This window comes from Neisseria sp. P0006.S009 (assembly GCF_051962915.1).
In the GTDB taxonomy this organism is placed as follows: domain Bacteria; phylum Pseudomonadota; class Gammaproteobacteria; order Burkholderiales; family Neisseriaceae; genus Neisseria; species Neisseria subflava_E.
Map to the genome: position 1 here is coordinate 487,523 of NZ_JBQCUV010000001.1, position 16,014 is coordinate 503,536.

15 protein-coding genes are annotated in these 16,014 nt (G+C 47.9%); 12 read left to right on the forward strand and 3 right to left on the reverse strand.

Going from position 1 to position 16,014, the window contains the following annotated elements; translation table 11 throughout:
* The 3 genes from ACTHTK_RS02375 to ACTHTK_RS02385 all read left to right on the forward strand — a co-directional run bounded on the left by ACTHTK_RS02375 (position 1) and on the right by ACTHTK_RS02385 (position 5,017).
* Positions 1–462: a c-type cytochrome gene (locus ACTHTK_RS02375; protein WP_107723472.1), complete on the forward strand. Its 462-nt coding sequence runs from the start codon at positions 1–3 to the stop codon at positions 460–462.
* Between the two features lie 385 nt (positions 463–847).
* Positions 848–3,610, forward strand: a complete 2,763-nt coding sequence (locus ACTHTK_RS02380; protein ID WP_107723473.1) for a TonB-dependent receptor domain-containing protein — start codon at positions 848–850, stop codon at positions 3,608–3,610.
* Between the two features lie 141 nt (positions 3,611–3,751).
* The gene (locus ACTHTK_RS02385; protein WP_036490205.1) at positions 3,752–5,017 is read left to right on the forward strand and encodes a histidine-type phosphatase; all 1,266 of its coding nucleotides are present in this window, start codon (positions 3,752–3,754) and stop codon (positions 5,015–5,017) included.
* Positions 5,018–5,196: 179 nt separating this feature from the next.
* Here ACTHTK_RS02385 and ACTHTK_RS02390 read toward each other — a convergent pair whose 3' ends face one another.
* The gene (locus ACTHTK_RS02390; RefSeq protein WP_107723474.1) at positions 5,197–6,393 is read right to left on the reverse strand and encodes an acetate kinase; all 1,197 of its coding nucleotides are present in this window, start codon (positions 6,391–6,393) and stop codon (positions 5,197–5,199) included.
* A gap of 235 nt (positions 6,394–6,628) precedes the next feature.
* Between ACTHTK_RS02390 and ACTHTK_RS02395 the strand changes: the two genes are divergently transcribed.
* The 9 genes from ACTHTK_RS02395 to trxA all read left to right on the forward strand — a co-directional run bounded on the left by ACTHTK_RS02395 (position 6,629) and on the right by trxA (position 14,871).
* On the forward strand, positions 6,629–6,934 hold the full coding sequence (locus ACTHTK_RS02395) for an HLGFF motif protein (RefSeq protein ID WP_003681461.1): 306 nt from the start codon (positions 6,629–6,631) through the stop codon (positions 6,932–6,934).
* Positions 6,934–7,122, forward strand: coding sequence for a cbb3-type cytochrome oxidase assembly protein CcoS (gene ccoS, locus ACTHTK_RS02400; RefSeq protein ID WP_049333240.1), 189 nt, complete (start codon positions 6,934–6,936; stop codon positions 7,120–7,122). Before ACTHTK_RS02395 ends, ccoS begins: the two co-directional genes overlap by 1 nt.
* Positions 7,119–8,435: an MFS transporter gene (locus ACTHTK_RS02405; RefSeq protein WP_263341452.1), complete on the forward strand. Its 1,317-nt coding sequence runs from the start codon at positions 7,119–7,121 to the stop codon at positions 8,433–8,435. Before ccoS ends, ACTHTK_RS02405 begins: the two co-directional genes overlap by 4 nt.
* 322 nt (positions 8,436–8,757) lie before the next feature.
* Entirely contained in the window at positions 8,758–9,738 is a 981-nt protein-coding gene (locus ACTHTK_RS02410; protein WP_440378307.1) for a DNA polymerase III subunit delta', read from the forward strand.
* A gap of 10 nt (positions 9,739–9,748) precedes the next feature.
* The gene (locus ACTHTK_RS02415) at positions 9,749–10,102 is read left to right on the forward strand and encodes a PilZ domain-containing protein (RefSeq protein WP_003682949.1); all 354 of its coding nucleotides are present in this window, start codon (positions 9,749–9,751) and stop codon (positions 10,100–10,102) included.
* Between the two features lie 4 nt (positions 10,103–10,106).
* The gene (locus tag ACTHTK_RS02420) at positions 10,107–10,892 is read left to right on the forward strand and encodes a TatD family hydrolase (RefSeq protein ID WP_128580906.1); all 786 of its coding nucleotides are present in this window, start codon (positions 10,107–10,109) and stop codon (positions 10,890–10,892) included.
* Between the two features lie 319 nt (positions 10,893–11,211).
* Positions 11,212–12,765: a fatty acid--CoA ligase gene (locus ACTHTK_RS02425; protein ID WP_199903850.1), complete on the forward strand. Its 1,554-nt coding sequence runs from the start codon at positions 11,212–11,214 to the stop codon at positions 12,763–12,765.
* A gap of 81 nt (positions 12,766–12,846) precedes the next feature.
* The gene (locus ACTHTK_RS02430; protein WP_440378308.1) at positions 12,847–14,412 is read left to right on the forward strand and encodes an ABC transporter ATP-binding protein; all 1,566 of its coding nucleotides are present in this window, start codon (positions 12,847–12,849) and stop codon (positions 14,410–14,412) included.
* 126 nt (positions 14,413–14,538) lie between these two features.
* Entirely contained in the window at positions 14,539–14,871 is a 333-nt protein-coding gene (gene trxA / locus ACTHTK_RS02435) for a thioredoxin TrxA (protein ID WP_440378309.1), read from the forward strand.
* Between the two features lie 62 nt (positions 14,872–14,933).
* Here the strand turns inward: trxA and ACTHTK_RS02440 are convergent, their stop codons facing one another.
* Together ACTHTK_RS02440 and upp are read right to left on the reverse strand one after the other, a co-directional pair.
* On the reverse strand, positions 14,934–15,251 hold the full coding sequence (locus ACTHTK_RS02440; protein WP_440378310.1) for a DUF2322 family protein: 318 nt from the start codon (positions 15,249–15,251) through the stop codon (positions 14,934–14,936).
* 97 nt (positions 15,252–15,348) lie between these two features.
* A complete protein-coding gene (upp, locus tag ACTHTK_RS02445; protein WP_004519527.1) occupies positions 15,349–15,975 on the reverse strand; it encodes a uracil phosphoribosyltransferase in 627 nt (208 codons plus the stop codon).
* Between the last annotated feature and the right edge of the window lie 39 nt (positions 15,976–16,014).

Here is a 16,014-nt window from a genome sequence, read left to right on the forward strand (position 1 = left end):
ATGAAAACCCGTTTTCTCCCTGTTGCTTTGGCAATAGTGGCGCTTACCCTTTCCGCCTGCAGCGGCAGCGGCGCACCTTCCCAGCCTAAAGGCCCTATTTCCGAAGACCGCACTGCCGCATTCAAAACCATGATGCCTGAGTTTACCCGCATGGGCAAAATGGTCAAAGACGAAGAGCCTTACGACGTTGAGAAATTCAAACAAGCTGCAGCCACTTTTGCTGAAAACAGCAAAAAACCGTTCACCCTGTTTGAATCCGACCCTCAAGGCAACGGCCGCGCCCTGCCTGCCATCTGGACAGACACAGCCACATTCAAAGCCGAAGAAGAAAAATTCGTCGCTGCGGTTGAGAAACTCAACGCCGCCGCCCAAACCGGCAAGCTCGAAGAAATCAAAGCCGCTTACGGCGAAACCGGTGCAACCTGCAAATCCTGCCACGACACATTCCGCGGTCCGGAATAAGGCTCAAAGCAATAAAGGCCGTCTGAAATATCATTTTCAGACGGCCTTTTCTTCAACTGACTTCAAATCTTTCTATATTAACTTTATATTTTGCATTTCATGTTTTTTACCGGTTTCATTTGAAACCAACGGCCCAGTTCACATATCGCAATCAAATTTTCTTCTTCCGGCTATTTAAATTCAATTAAATCTCCCTTCTTCTCGACCAACCCAATTCAAATTCAGACCTGCTTTATCTTTTCAGCCAGACCACTCATATGCGCTTGGATTATCTTCTAAAACAAAATTTTACTTTATTTTTTAACAAATAAAAACCATTATCAAAATATTTGTAAAGTTTAATAATATGTTATACAGTAGCAGCTTCGTTTCTGAGGTAACTATCATGAATCCGAATTTCAAATTAAATCTACTAACATTATCTTTACTGGCTATAACAAGTATCGCACACGCAGAAGAAGAGGTTTCAACTCAAGAGCTTGATGAAATTCAAGTCAAAGGCAAACACATTGCCAAAGAGAAAAAAGTTTTTACCGAAGGCCAAGCCAAAAGTTCGCGTGAACGCGTTTATCAATCCAGCGAAAACATCGATACCATCGTTCGGAGCATGCCCGGCGTCTTCACCCAACAAGACAAGGGATCGGGGGTATTGGCGGTCAATATTCGTGGCGATAGCGGTTTGGGACGCGTCAATACGATGGTTGACGGCGTAACCCAAACCTTCTATTCCACTTCTGCCGATGCCGGACGCAGCGGCAGCTCCTCGCAATTCGGTACGGCACTGGATCCCAATTTTATTGCCGGTGTGGATGTAACCAAAGGCAGTTTCTCGGGTGCCAACGGCATCAATACCTTATCCGGTACAGCCAATTTCCGTACTTTACGGGTAGACGATGTGGTACACGGAAACAATACCTTCGGCCTCTTGACCAAAGGATTGACCGGCACAAACAGCACCAAAAGCAACTTTATGGCAACCGGAGCTGTACAAAAATGGCTTGACAGCGGTGCACGCGTTGGTGCGTTATATGGTTACAGCCACCGTAATGTCGAGCAAAACTATAAAGTGGGCGGCGGCGGTCAGCGTATCGGCAATTTTGGCGAGGAATATTTGGACCGTAAAAAACAAGAATATTTTGAGAGCAACCTATTGAAATTCGACCACGAACAAAATCTCTGGGTTCGCGATTTTTCCAAGCGTAACGCAGTCGGTAAAAGCTATTGGGACTACCCTTTCTCCAAAAAATATAACGATCCTGAAGTTTTACAAAGAGATTATGTCGATGACTTGGAAAGAAGCTGGAAAGAGAATTTGGCACCGCAATGGGATCTGACCCCAATCGACCCGACCAGCCTGCAACAACGCTCAAACAGCCATTTGGTCAAAGTGGAATACGAAAACGACAACAACAAGCTGGATCTTCAGCTTCGTACCATGAACAACCGTATCGGCAGCCGCAAAGTAGAAAACCGCAACTACCAAGCCAATTACAACTTAAACATTGGCGATTATGTCGATTTAAACGTGTTGGCCGCCCATAATTTGGGAAAACAAAAATATCCGAAAAACTCACGTTTTTCAGGATGGGGGCTGCTTGATTATTTGGAAACCAAAAACACAGCCAATCTTTTGGATATCAACAACAGCTTTTCTTTCAAACTTCCCAACAAAACAGATTTAAAAGCCACCGTCGGTTTCAATTTCTTTAAAAACCAATACAGTAAAAACCGCTTTCCGGAAGAGCTGAGCCTGTTTTACGACGGCCCTGATCAAGATGCCGGCCTGTACAGCTTTTTAGGCCGCTTCAAAGGCGACAAAGGAATATTTCCCCAAAAATCAACGATATTGCAACCTTCAGGCCAGCAAAAATTCAATACGTTCTATTTTGATACTTCCTTGAAAAAAGGCATTTATCAATTGAATTACAGCGCCAATATGGTCAACTACCGCTACAAAGGCGAATATACCGACTACTTCAATACCCAAGAAGACTTTAAAAAAGCATTTGGAGAAGATTCTGAAATTTATAAACAGCATTGCACGCCAAGCTGCGACCTTTACGAACCGGTTTATACCAAATCCGGTAAAAAGCATGCGGTAAACCATTCGGTGGCATTAAACATCAATGTCAACGACTATTTTATGCCGTTTATCAGCTATTCGCGTACGCATAGAATGCCGAATATTCAAGAAATGTATTTTTCACAAATCGGCGACTCGGGCGTCAATACAGCCCTCAAGCCGGAACAGGCCAATACTTACCAAATAGGCTTCAATACCTTCAAAAAAGGGATTTTCAAGCCGGACGATGTATTGGGTTTCAAACTGGTCGCCTATCGCAGCAGGATCAACAACTATATCCACAATGTTTATGGCAAATGGTGGGATTTGGATAAAGCACCCAGCTGGGTAACCAGCACCGGCCTGCAATACTCTATCCAGCATCGAAACTATGCCAAACCTGTCCATAAAAATGGTTTGGAAGTGGAAATGAACTATGATTTCGGCCGCTTTTTTACAACCCTGTCTTACGCCTATCAAAAAACCAACCAGCCGACCAACTATAGCGATGCCAGCGAATCGCCCCGCAATTCTTCTAAAGAAGACCAAATCAAACAGGGCTACGGCTTAAGCAAAATTTCACGCTTACCCCGAGATTATGGCCGATTTGAATTAGGGTCCCGATGGTTAGGCAACAAATTGACCATCGGCGGCATTATGCGCTATTACGGCAAAAGTACACGGGCGACGACTGAGGAGGAATTTGTTGACGGGACAACCGGTGCCAATACCTACTCTTCACACCAAATGGGCAGAAGGGTGATCAAAAAAACAGAAAGCATCAACAGACAGCCGATGATTTTTGATTTCTATGCCAATTATGAACCTAAGAAAAACCTTATCCTTCGTTTCGACATTCAAAATGCGTTCAATAAACGCTATGTCGATCCTTTGGATGCCGCAAATGATGCCGCAACCCAGCGCTATTTCAGCGTATTTGAAAGAAAAGGCGGTTTAGATGATGAGGAAGTCGAATGCGATGCCAACGGTTTATGCAATGGCAAATATGGCGGTACGACACGCTCCGTTTTGAACAACTACGCACGAGGCAGGACTTTGCTGTTTACCATCAGTTATAAGTTCTAAACCTATCTATCAGTATCTTAATATTGCACTGATTAAGCGGTAGTCAATATTGTTGCAGTATTTATGGTGTTAGTTTACGGCACCAAATATGCCTTGAATTTTTATAGCTCAATTTCAACATTAAATGATTAGGTATCGAATATGAAAAAAATAACCCTAAAATTCACCGCACTTTTGCTTGGCTCAGCTTTAGCAAGTAGTGCGTTTGCAACAGAAAATGGTCAAACTTCCTCAAGTTCTGATTATGAATTAGAGAAAGTATTGATTTTCAGCCGACACGGATTGCGTTCACCAGTGGAAAAAGATCCGCAAGAAATGGCGAAATATTCCCCGTATGCGTGGGCAAAATGGGATGTGCCATCTGGTTATCTCACGGCAAAAGGGACAGTGCTAGAAACCTATTTCGGCCAATATTTAGGACAATGGCTTGCGGATAAAGGATTATTAACGACAGATCGTTGTGCATCGGGTGAAGGTATTTTCGCTTATGCGAATGGAGTGCAACGCACCATTGCAACAGGTCAGGCCATTGTGGCGGGAGCTTTTGCAGGCTGTAATGTTCAACTGCAACATCACGGTGAAATTGGTTCAGAAAAAGATCCAATTTTTAACACGCAGGCGCACAATCCAAGCCAAGCTTTGATTGAATCTGCAAAAAATAACGTTGATTTAACCGCTTTACAGCAAAAATTAGCGCCAAATTATGCGCTATTGAGTGAAATCATCGATTATAAAAATTCACCAAACTGCTTGCAAAAAGGCGAATGTGATTTAGGTGGAAAAGTCGGTGAATACAGTATCAAAGACGGCAAGTCGGTCAAGATTACTGGTTCTATCAGCACCGGGAAGAAAATTGTCAGTGCATTATTGCTCGCACATTATGTGGGTAAGCCTGATTCTGAAATTGCAAACGGTCGTGTGGATAGCCAAGAAAAATGGCGCGCAATTAACGAAATTAAAAACGAATATTACCGCACTTTATTTAAAAACAATGAAGCGTTAGCACAAAATGCATCATATCCGTTATTGGCATTTATTCAGCAGCAGCTAAATAGCGAAAATAAAATTAACTTATTGGTTGGACACGATTCTAATATCGTCGCTCTGCTGGCTGCATTAGGTGTTGAGCCTTATGAATTAGATGGTTCATTGGAAAATATCCCAATCGGTGGCAAGCTGCTATTTGAAGTATGGAAGCACAAACCAAGTGGTAAGCTCAAATTTAAGTTGGATTATGTGTATCAATCTACCGAACAGCTGATTAACACCACGCCATTAAGTTTAGCGACACCACCAAACCAAACAGCTTTAACGCTCAAAGGCTGTGAAAAAGATGAAAAGGGCTTTTGTGATTACGAGCGTTTTCAACAGGTGTTGAGTGAGGGTATTAAGAACGGTAAGAAATAGCATTCATGCAACCCTATGAAAAATACTTAAAAGAGAATTCGCAGAAACTGCGAGTGGATCAAACGGAAAAGCCGGCAAACGTAATGTTTACCGGCTTTTCTCAATATATTCTCAAAATTTTCTTCATCTATACACAACAAAAAACCTGCCCTTTCGGGCAGGTTTTCAATAATGACGGATTACAGGCCGCTCAGACGGGCAGTATCGTGTGCAATCATCAATTCTTCATTGGTAGGAATCACAACGGCAACAGCTTTGCTGTCGGTAGTGGTAATCACACCGGCATTGCCGAAGCGGGCTTTCAGGTTGGCTTTTTGGTCAATGTGCAGACCGAGGAAGCCCAAGTAACCCAATACGCGTTCGCGGATGATGTCGGAGTTTTCACCGATACCGCCGGTGAAGACCAATGCGTCCAAACCGCCTGCCGCTACTGTCATGCTGCCAATGTATTTAGCCAAGCGGTAGATGAAGATTTCTAGAGCCAGTTTGGCACCTGCGTGGCCGTTGGCAGCTTCTTCTTCGATGGTACGGCAGTCATTGGACAAACCTGAAATACCGAGCAGACCTGATTTTTTGTTCAGCATTTCGGTGATTTGGGCGATGGTCATGTTGGCATTTTCAGCCAAGAAGCTGAACACTGCGGGATCGATGTCGCCGCTGCGGGTACCCATTACCAAACCTTCCAGCGGGGTCAGGCCCATGCTGGTATCGCGTGATTCGCCGTTGGCGACGGCGGTAATAGATGCGCCGTTACCCAAGTGGGCAATCACCATGCGCAGGTCTTTTTTGTCTTTGCCGAGGAAACGGGCGGTTTCATCGGAAACGTAGCGGTAGCTGGTACCGTGCGCGCCGTAACGACGCAAGCCGTATTTTTCATACAGTTCATGTGGAATAGCGTAGGTGTAGGCATGTTCCGGCATGGTTTGGTGGAAGGCGGTGTCGAATACGACAACGTTAGGCAGACCTTTGAAGATGCTTTGTGCGGCACGCAGACCCAAGAGGTGCGCAGGGTTGTGCAAGGGAGCGAGCGGGATACATTTTTCGATGCCAGCGATAACTTCGTCGTCAACGAGGATGGATTCGCTGTACAGTTCGCCGCCGCTGACGACGCGGTGACCGATGGCGCCGATGCGGCTGTCGAGACCGTGGGCTTTGAGTTCTTCCATCAGGGCTTCAACTGCGCCGGTGTGGTCAGGCTTGGCAGACAGGTCGACTTTATGTTTTTCGCCGTTGAATTTAAAGGTGATGTAGGCATCAGGCAGATTGAGTTTTTCTGCCAGGCAGCTCAGCAATACTTCGCCGCTGTCGTTATCCAATACGGCACCTTTGAGAGAAGAGCTGCCGCAGTTCAAAACCAAGATTAATTTTTGTGTCATTTTATGCTCCTTGAGGTTTCAGACGGCATTTTTTGTCGGGGCCTTACTGCTGCTCCGGCTGGGTTGCACCCCTTGTGGGACGTAGTGGGTAGCGGTCTGAACAGATTAACAAAGTAAACGTCGTATTCTAACAAAAAATGTAATCGGCTGCTTGACTTAATATTTGATGTAAAATGGACGGAATTTTATTTTAGGCCGTCTGAAAAAATGACGGCGGTTTTGAAGATTTCCCGATATGCATTATTTCAGTATCCACACTCAAGACGGCGAACACGCCGGATTTTTTATTATGTTGGCAGATGATGAATCGCAAAATCCGCCGCAAAGCGGACGCTTCGCAATCAAGCTGCAAAGCGAAGACGCAGCCGAAGCAGCGGTATTGTCGCCTTTTGAGCAAACCGATATCCCACAATACTGGCGCGTGGTCAAAGACCGTATCGAATTGTTTTTTGACGATAAAAATATCGGTGCGTTGCGCAACGAATACCTGACCATCAGCGGTAAAACCTTTATCCTGACCGATTTGACCGGAGCGATGTAATGGAAAGTATGTTTATCCTTGTCCCCATCAGCATTATTTTGGCCTTTATCATCGGTTGGTTTTTCTGGTGGTCGGGTAAAAACGGACAATTTGACGACCTTGAAGGACCTGCGCACCGCATTTTGATGGACGACGACTCCACTGAAAAACTGATCGAAAAAGACGAAGACAAAGAATCCAAACGATGAGCCTTAAAAAAGACAATCTGAATTTCCACACGACCCGCCGTTTTGCGCCGCTCTTTGGGACGCAGTTTTTGGGCGCGTTGAACGATAATATGTTCAAAACCGCATTATTCGTGATGATCAGTTTTTACGGTTTGGGTAAAAACGACTTTCTGCCACCCAGCCAAATGCTGAACTTGGGCGCAATGCTGTTTATCCTGCCCTACTTCCTGTTTTCCGCGCTGTCAGGACAGCTGAGCAACAAATTCGATAAAGCAGTTTTGGCACGCTGGATCAAGCTGTTGGAAATCATCATCATGGCAGTGGCGGCGTATGGCTTCTACATCCAATCCGCGCCTTTGCTTTTAATCTGCCTGTTTTGCATGGGCACGCAATCGACCTTGTTCGGCCCGCTGAAATACGCCATTCTGCCCGATTACCTCAACGACAAAGAGCTGATTATGGGCAACAGCCTGATTGAATCAGGTACGTTTATCGCCATTTTGCTCGGCCAGATTTTGGGTACCGCAGTCGCAGGTGTTCCGCCGTATATTGTTGGCGGTTTGGTGTTATTGGTCGCTATCGGCGGCACGATGACCAGCCTGTTTATGCCGTCTGTACCCGCTAAAATGCCGGACACAAAAATCGAATGGAACATCATCAAAGGCACGAATTCACTGATTCGTGAAGCGGCGGCCAATCGTCCCGTATTCACGTCCATCATCGGTATTTCATGGTTTTGGTTTATCGGCTCGGTTTATACCACCCAACTACCGACGTTCACGCAAATCCATTTGGGCGGCAACGATAATGTGTTCAACTTGATGTTGGCGCTGTTCTCCATCGGTATCGCCATCGGCTCGGTGTTATGCGCCAAACTCAGCCATGAGCGCCTGATTTTGGGCTTGGTTACCATCGGCACTCTGGGGCTGACGGTCTGTGGATTATTGCTGGTGTGGCTGACCCAAGGCCAACGCTTTACCGAATTAAACGGCATTATTTGGTTTTTATCGCAAGCAAAGGCGTATCCGATTATGCTCGTGATGTCGGCCATCGGCTTTTTCGGCGGTTTCTTCTCCGTACCGCTCTACACTTGGCTGCAAACTGCCAGCAGCGAAACCTTCCGCGCCCATGCTGTTGCTGCCAACAACATCATCAACGGCGTGTTTATGGTGTCGGCTGCCATTTTGAGCGCGGTTTTGCTGATGTTATTCAACAGCATCACGCTGCTGTATTTGATTGTTGCCGTGGGTAATTTTCCGTTGATTGTTTACCTCATCAAACGGGAACCAAAATTTATCGGTGATTTGACCGCTTTATTGAAAATCAGCAAATAAGGCTGTCTGAAATGTATCCCCACCATGCACATTTTCACTGTTCAATCGCGTGGACAGCCTGTGCATAAATCAGATTACTGTCTGATTTAACATTAAAAAACAGGACTGCCTAAATTTTAAGCACAACTTTACCGCCAAACAAAATGCACATTTTTCCCAAACAAGCGTGTGCAAAGGCTGTGAATAAGTAAGCTTAATCATTGATATTTAAAAGAAAAACGATATTTGGTTAATTTTTAGGCAGTTTATTAAAGGCCGTCTGAAACCTTTTTCAGACGGCCTGAGAGTATAATAACTACCTACCTAATAGTTCCCAAACGATATGATTTACCCATGGCATGAAACCCAATGGCAACAGCTCGCCGCCCATTGGCAAAACCGTCCCAACGCCTGGCTGTTTACTGGCAAAGAAAATACCGGCAAAACCGAATTTGCCCGCTTTGTCGCGCAGGCATTGCTGTGCGAATCGCCCAAGTCCGGCCATGAACCCTGCGGCGAGTGTGCTTCGTGCCATTTGTTCAGCCAAAACACGCATCCCGACTTTTACGAACTCACGCCGGAAATTCCCGAAGGCGAGGCAACAGGACGCAAACTCCTGCAAATCAAAATCGATGCCGTGCGCGATATTGTGGAAAACATTTACCTGACCGCTGTCCGCGGCGGACTGCGCGTGGTATTGGTGCATCCGGCTGAAAGCATGAACACACAGGCGGCAAACGGTTTGTTGAAAGCTCTGGAAGAGCCGCCGCAACACGTCGTTTTCCTGCTCGTTACCCATGCGCGCGACAAACTCCTGCCTACCATCAAAAGCCGTTGCCGCCAGATGGTGCTACCCTCGCCTACCCATGAGCAGGCTGCGGCATACCTGCGCCAACAGGGCGTGGAAAATGCCGAAGCCTTGTTGGCATTCCACAGCGGCGCGCCTTTATTCACACCGACTCCCGAATTGGACGCATTGCGCGAAGAATTGCTGACGCTGCTGGCTGCCCCGCGCCTGTTGGCCATACTCGACTACGCCGCCGCGTTCGACAAACAAAAACAACCGCTGGCCGTTTTCATCGACTGGCTGCAAAAGTGGCTGATGGATGTCGGCTTGGCACAACAAAGCATGGCGCCGCTTTATTATCCGCACCATGCCCAAGCCCTGCTTCAGACGGCCTCTAAAACCGATTCACGCAAGCTGTTTGCCCTATTGGGCCGTCTGAACGCGCTCAACCCTTACGGATACCATACCTTGAGTGTTAAAATGCAGCTTGAGTATCTGCTTATCGAATATTTAGATTTTTGGCAAAACAAACCCTAACAGGTAATAAATGATGAATAAAAAAGACATTCCGGCGAAGATGTTGGCTTTGCAACTCAAAGACCCCAATCTACTGTACAACTGCTATATGCCGTTTTTAGAACACGGCGGCCTGTTTGTACCGACCGATGACGTATTTTCCCTAGGCGAAGACATCCTCTTGGCCGTAGAAATCGCCGACTACCCCAAACGCTTCCTGCCAACCAAAGTCGTTTGGATCAATCCGGCGCGCACCTCGGCCCATCGCCCAAAAGGCGTAGGCCTTGCATTCTCCGAACACGAAAGCTGTCTGCAGGCAAAAAACCTGATCGAAGCCGAGCTTGGCCCGCGCCTGCGCAGCGACCGCACTACTTTTACCCTGTAATACCATGTATTTAATCGATTCACATTGCCATCTCAACTTTGACGGCTTAAAAGACCGCCTACCCGAAGTCTTTGCCAATATGGAAGCGCAAAGCGTCAAACAGGCGCTTGCCATCAGCGTCAGCAAACAAAGTTTTGCCGAAGTCTTCGACATTGCTCAGGCAAACGACCACATTTACTGCACCATCGGCATACATCCCGACAGCCAAGAAGCAGAAGAATTTACCATTGCCGAAATGGTAGAAGCGGCCAAACATCCCAAAATCGTCGGTATCGGCGAAACCGGTTTGGACTATTACTGGTGCAAAGGCGATTTGTCATGGCAGCATCAACGCTTTGCCGACCATATCCAAGCCGCCAACGAAAGCGGCCTACCCGTTATCGTCCACACGCGCGATGCGGCCGAAGACACATTGCGGATTTTGAAAGAGTGCCACACTAATTCCGGCGTGATTCACTGCTTCTCTGAAGACGTCGCTTTTGCCAAAGCCGCTTTGGATTTGGGCATGTATATCTCCTTCTCCGGCATTGTAACGTTTAAAAATGCACCGCTGATACAGGAAGCCGCCAAATACGTCCCTGCCGACAGAATCTTGGTAGAAACCGATGCGCCCTTCCTCGCGCCGGTTCCCAAGCGCGGCAAACAAAACGAGCCGTCCTACGTCCGCTATACGGCTGAGTTCTTAGCCAATCTGCGCGGCGAGAGCTTGGAAACATTGGCACAAAACACCAGCGACAATTTCTATCGCCTGTTTAAGAAAGTACCCGATGGCCGTCTGAACAACGGTTAAGCCTAGAGCTTCTATCATCTGCTCTGCCTACCCGTTATCCGGGTTCTGCCTCAAACACGGCAGTAAACTCAAAATGGCTTGAGACAGAAACGCAATTGGCTTGCGCTATCTTCCGAACGGCAGACTTTTGAAGAATGCGAATATTCTCATCAACACAATAAATAAGTTTAAATTCAAAATATTGCTTTCCTAAGCCCAGCAAAGCTCAAGGCCGTCTGAAAGTATTTTCAGACGGCCTCTTGCTTATTTTACCGATAGGATGTAAAACCTATCCTTCGAAATAAACGGTTCATCGAAACCGTACATCAATCGACACAATATGGACACAAACTCCGAAATGCACACCCACCCTAATTTTTACGCTATGCTGACTGCAGCCTGCCAAAAAAACGGTAAAGGCACGGTCATTTTCAACGACAAAGAAAAAATCAGCTATTCCTCCCTCAAACGCGAAGTAGAAACCGTCGCCGCCTATCTGCAACACCAAGGCGTACAATATGGCGACAGGGTCGCCCTTGTCGTTTCCAACTCTCCCGAATTTATTGCCGCCTATTTCGCCATTACTTCCATCGGCGCGGTAGCCGTCCCACTCAACGTCTTTTTGAAAAGCGAAGAATTTTCCTATATCCTCAATGACTGCGGCGCACGCTTTATGTTCGCCTCCGCGCCGTTGGCCAAAGAACTCAAAAACATCAAAACCAAAACCAAAGTCAATAAAATCATCTGGATTGGTGAAACCAACGCCGCCAGTGGCGATGACAGCTATTTCGATGCCGCGCGTACATTCCCCGGCAAGCCGAATCTGAGCCGTCAGCCGTCCGTCAACGATTTGGCGCACATTATCTATACATCCGGCACAACTGGCCACCCAAAAGGCGCATTAATCAGTTACAGCAACCTGTTTTCCAACCTTTCGGGCATCGAACAAATTTTCCAAATTTCAAGCAAAGACCGCTTCGTCGTCTTCTTGCCCATGTTCCACAGCTTTACGCTGACCGCCATGGTTTTGCTGCCGATATCTCAAGCTTGCTCGATTATTTTGGTCAAATCCGTCTTCCCGTTCTCCAACGTGTTGAAACAGGTTTTACTCAAACGCGCTACCATTTTCCTCGGCGTACCGGCTATTTACACTGCCATGAGCAAAGCCAAAATTCCTTGGTATTTCAGATGGTTCAACCGCGTCCGTCTGTTTATCAGCGGCGGGGCGCCTTTGGCCGGACAAACCATTGACGACTTCAAAGCCAAATTCCCGCGTGCCAAATTGCTGGAAGGCTACGGCTTGAGCGAATGCTCGCCCGTAGTTGCCGTCAATACGCCTGAGCGCCAAAAAACCGCCAGCGTCGGCGTCGCCCTGCCCGGTTTGACCGTGAAAGCCGTCGATGACGAATTGATCGAAGTGCCGCGTGGCGAAGTGGGCGAACTCATCATCAAAGGCGGCTCGGTCATGCAAGGCTACCTCAATATGCCTGATGCCACAGATGAAACCATTGTCAACGGTTGGCTGAAAACCGGCGACTTCGTCACCATAGACGAAGACGGCTTTATCTTCATCGTTGACCGCAAAAAAGACCTGATTATCTCCAAAGGCCAAAACGTCTATCCGCGCGAAATCGAAGAAGCCATCTACAAACTCGAAGCCGTGGAAGCCGCCGCCGTAATCGGCGTGAAAGACCAATACGCCGATGAAGAAATCATTGCCTTTATCCAACTCAAAGAAGGCATGAAACTGGAAGAAGCCGAAATCCGCAGCCACCTGCGCGGCCTGTTGGCAAACTTTAAAATCCCCAAACAAATCATCTTCCAAGACGAGCTGCCGCGCAATGCCACCGGCAAAGTGTTAAAACGCAAACTCAAAGAACAGTTTCAAGACTAAACCGCTGTTTCAGACGGCCCCTTGATTCATGCAGGCCGTCTGAAAACCTGTCATCAACAAACTTTTCAGACGGCCACGACCATGACGACACCTATACTCGAAATCGAAAACCTAAACGGCTCCTTTCCGAGCAAGCAAGTCCTGCACGATATCAACCTGACCTTGCAACCCGGCCGCAAACTGGCATTGGTCGGCGAGAGCGGCAGCGGCAAAACCGTATTGTCGCAAGGCATTATGCGCCTGAATCCGATGGTTACCTTTGAAGGCAGTCTGAAATATTGCGGAACCGATCTGCTGACCCAGCCCGAACGCGCTCTGCAAAAACTGCGCGGCTGCGAAATCGGCATGGTGTTTCAAGAACCTATGACCGCCCTCAACCCCGTTATGCGTGTCGGCGAACAAATCGCCGAAGTCCTGTCCCTGCATTTGGGTTTGGATAAAAAACAGGCATGGGCGCGCGCTATCGAACTCCTGGATGAAACCGGCATTCACCAGCCCGAGCAAAAAGCCCAGGCCTATCCTTTCCAACTTTCCGGCGGCCAACGCCAACGCGCTATGATTGCCATGGCCGTATCAGCCCAGCCCAAGCTCCTGATTGCCGACGAACCGACCACCGCTTTGGACGTTGCCGTCCAAGCCCAAATTCTCGACCTGCTCTCACGCCTGCAGGAAGAACACGGCATGACCATGCTCTACATTACGCACGACTTAAACCTTGTGCGCCGTTTTGCCGACGATGTCGCCGTTATGCGTGACGGCCGCATTCTCGAAACCGGCAAAGCAGCCGAAGTCTTCGCCAATCCTCAGCACGAATATACCAAAATGTTGCTCAACGCCGGCACAACGCGCCGAGTGGCCCCATTGCCTGAAAATCCTGCCACCGTCCTTAAGGCCGAACAAATCGCTTTTTCCGTCAAAGAATCAGACGGCTGGTTTAAAAAACGCGACAAAACCATTCTCAACCCCGTTTCTTTCGATCTCAAATCGGGGGAAACATTGGGCATTATCGGCGAAAGTGGCTGCGGCAAAACCACGCTGGCCAAAGCCGTTATGCACCTTATCGATTCCGAAGGCAGCCTGAACATCAACGGCGAGCCATGGCGACATGAACTGCGCCGCGAAATCCAAATGGTGTTCCAAGACCCGTTCGGCGCATTCAATCCGCGCATGAACGTCTTTGATACCGTTTCCGAAGCCTTGCGCGTACACGAACCTGAAATGCCGCGCGAAGAAATGCGCCGCCGCGTTCAAGAAGTCCTCAAACAAGTCGGCCTGCCCGAAGATGCACTCGAACGCTATCCGCACGCATTCTCCGGCGGCCAGCGCCAACGCCTCGCCATCGCCCGCGCCATCATTGTCCGCCCGAAAATCCTCGTTTTGGACGAACCAACCAGCGCGCTTGATGTCCAATGGCAACAACAAATCCTTGAATTGCTCAGCGGCCTGCAAAAAGAATACGGCCTCGCCTTCATCATCATCAGCCACGACCTCGCCGTCATCCGCGCCATTTCCCACCGTGTGATGGTGTTGAAAGACGGCAAAATCGTTGAAGAAGGAGAATGCGAAAACGTGTTTGCCAATCCAAGCAGCGACTACACACGCCATTTGATTGCCCACTCCGGCCACATGGTTCAAGAGACCGTCTGAATCTTTAAGGATTACGATAGACGCATTTCAAAAAAACTATTATCGGGCGGCGGTACTTGAAATTTTCCCTGTCTGCCACTATTCTGAACAACGTATTCATTAATCCCGATTTAAAAGGAAACAAACATGAGCAGCGAATTGATTATCCACGCCAGCGATGCCAGCTTCGAACAAGACGTTTTGAAATCCGACGTACCTGTATTGCTGGACTTCTGGGCACCATGGTGCGGCCCTTGCAGAATGATCGCCCCAATCTTGGACGACATTGCCTCCGAATTCCAAGGCCGTCTGAAAGTCGTTAAAATCAATATCGACGAAAATGAAGTCACTCCTGCCAAATTCGGCGTTCGCAGCATCCCTACCCTGATGGTGTTCAAAAACGGCAAAAACGTTGCAACTAAAGTCGGCGCATTGGCTAAAGGCCAACTGACTGCATTCGTTGAAGCTTCTATCGCTTAAGGTTTTAAGCATATAAAAAGGCCGTCTGAAAATTGTTTTCAGACGGCCTTTTTTTGTATTCATTAAGCAGCCAATGGTTTCAAAGTCAGGCTGATATTGTCAGCCTTCACTTTAAACAGTAAATCAATATTCGGATGTTTGCCCGGATTGGCTTCGGCATCGGCAACATGTTCGGCAAACCATGCCAGGCCGTGTTCTGCCGCCGCTGCGTCCAGCTTGCCGTCAAACTCTTGCGCCAAAGCATGGTAAAGCTTGAGCGAGCCTTGTTTGCCGGGCGCATTGGGAATGTGATGAACCACATTGCCCTCTTTATCCAGAATATCCAAGCCGCTCAAATGGTCGATGGCAGGCATGGCAGCCAGATTGTCTTGGAAGCTCATGATTGTCCTTTCTGATGTGGGTTTTAAAGCAAACCATATAACAAGGCCGTCTGAAAGTTTAGGTTTGACACTTTTCAGACGGCCTTAAACATTTCAATTAACGTGTACCGAAAATCTTATCGCCGGCATCGCCCAAACCGGGGATGATGTAGCCGTGTTCGTTCAAGTGGCTGTCGAGCGCGGCAGTGTAGATGGTTACATCAGGATGCGCGTCATTGACGGCTTTCACGCCTTCCGGAGCGGCAACCAATACCAATGCTTTGATGTTACGGCAACCTTTAGCTTTCAAAAGGTCGATAGTGGCAACCATAGAGCCACCGGTCGCCAACATTGGGTCGATAATCAGCGCGGGACGTTCGTCCATGCTGTCAACAAATTTTTCAAAATAAGAAACCGGTTTCAAAGTTTCTTCATCGCGCTGCAAGCCGACAACGCTGATTTTGGCAGTCGGAATCAGGTCGAGTACGCCGTCGAGCATACCCAAACCGGCACGCAAAATCGGGACGACGGTCAGCGTTTTGCCTTTGATGCGGTCGCCTTCAATAGAGCCGCACCAGCCGTCAATAATGTATTTTTCAATTTCAAAATCACGGCTGGCCTCATATGCCATCAGACGTGCCAACTCGGTGGTAAGCGTGCGGAATTTGTAAGTGCTGCAATCCGCTTCACGCATCAGCGTGAGTTTGTGGCGGACTAAAGGGTGGTTGATAACGGTAACGTTCATGTTGATTTTCCGAATTGCGTTGATGGAGGGGGATTATAC

Bases quoted from the DNA above. Each gene is read 5' to 3' on its own strand.
- ACTHTK_RS02375 (WP_107723472.1), top strand. From the start codon at position 1: ATGAAAACCCGTTTTCTCCCTGTTGCTTTGGCAATAGTGGCGCTTACC.
- ACTHTK_RS02380 (WP_107723473.1), top strand. From the start codon at position 848: ATGAATCCGAATTTCAAATTAAATCTACTAACATTATCTTTACTGGCT.
- ACTHTK_RS02385 (WP_036490205.1), top strand. From the start codon at position 3,752: ATGAAAAAAATAACCCTAAAATTCACCGCACTTTTGCTTGGCTCAGCT.
- ACTHTK_RS02390 (WP_107723474.1), bottom strand. From the start codon at position 6,393: ATGACACAAAAATTAATCTTGGTTTTGAACTGCGGCAGCTCTTCTCTC.
- ACTHTK_RS02395 (WP_003681461.1), top strand. From the start codon at position 6,629: ATGCATTATTTCAGTATCCACACTCAAGACGGCGAACACGCCGGATTT.
- ccoS (WP_049333240.1), top strand. From the start codon at position 6,934: ATGGAAAGTATGTTTATCCTTGTCCCCATCAGCATTATTTTGGCCTTT.
- ACTHTK_RS02405 (WP_263341452.1), top strand. From the start codon at position 7,119: ATGAGCCTTAAAAAAGACAATCTGAATTTCCACACGACCCGCCGTTTT.
- ACTHTK_RS02410 (WP_440378307.1), top strand. From the start codon at position 8,758: ATGATTTACCCATGGCATGAAACCCAATGGCAACAGCTCGCCGCCCAT.
- ACTHTK_RS02415 (WP_003682949.1), top strand. From the start codon at position 9,749: ATGATGAATAAAAAAGACATTCCGGCGAAGATGTTGGCTTTGCAACTC.
- ACTHTK_RS02420 (WP_128580906.1), top strand. From the start codon at position 10,107: ATGTATTTAATCGATTCACATTGCCATCTCAACTTTGACGGCTTAAAA.
- ACTHTK_RS02425 (WP_199903850.1), top strand. From the start codon at position 11,212: ATGGACACAAACTCCGAAATGCACACCCACCCTAATTTTTACGCTATG.
- ACTHTK_RS02430 (WP_440378308.1), top strand. From the start codon at position 12,847: ATGACGACACCTATACTCGAAATCGAAAACCTAAACGGCTCCTTTCCG.
- trxA (WP_440378309.1), top strand. From the start codon at position 14,539: ATGAGCAGCGAATTGATTATCCACGCCAGCGATGCCAGCTTCGAACAA.
- ACTHTK_RS02440 (WP_440378310.1), bottom strand. From the start codon at position 15,251: ATGAGCTTCCAAGACAATCTGGCTGCCATGCCTGCCATCGACCATTTG.
- upp (WP_004519527.1), bottom strand. From the start codon at position 15,975: ATGAACGTTACCGTTATCAACCACCCTTTAGTCCGCCACAAACTCACG.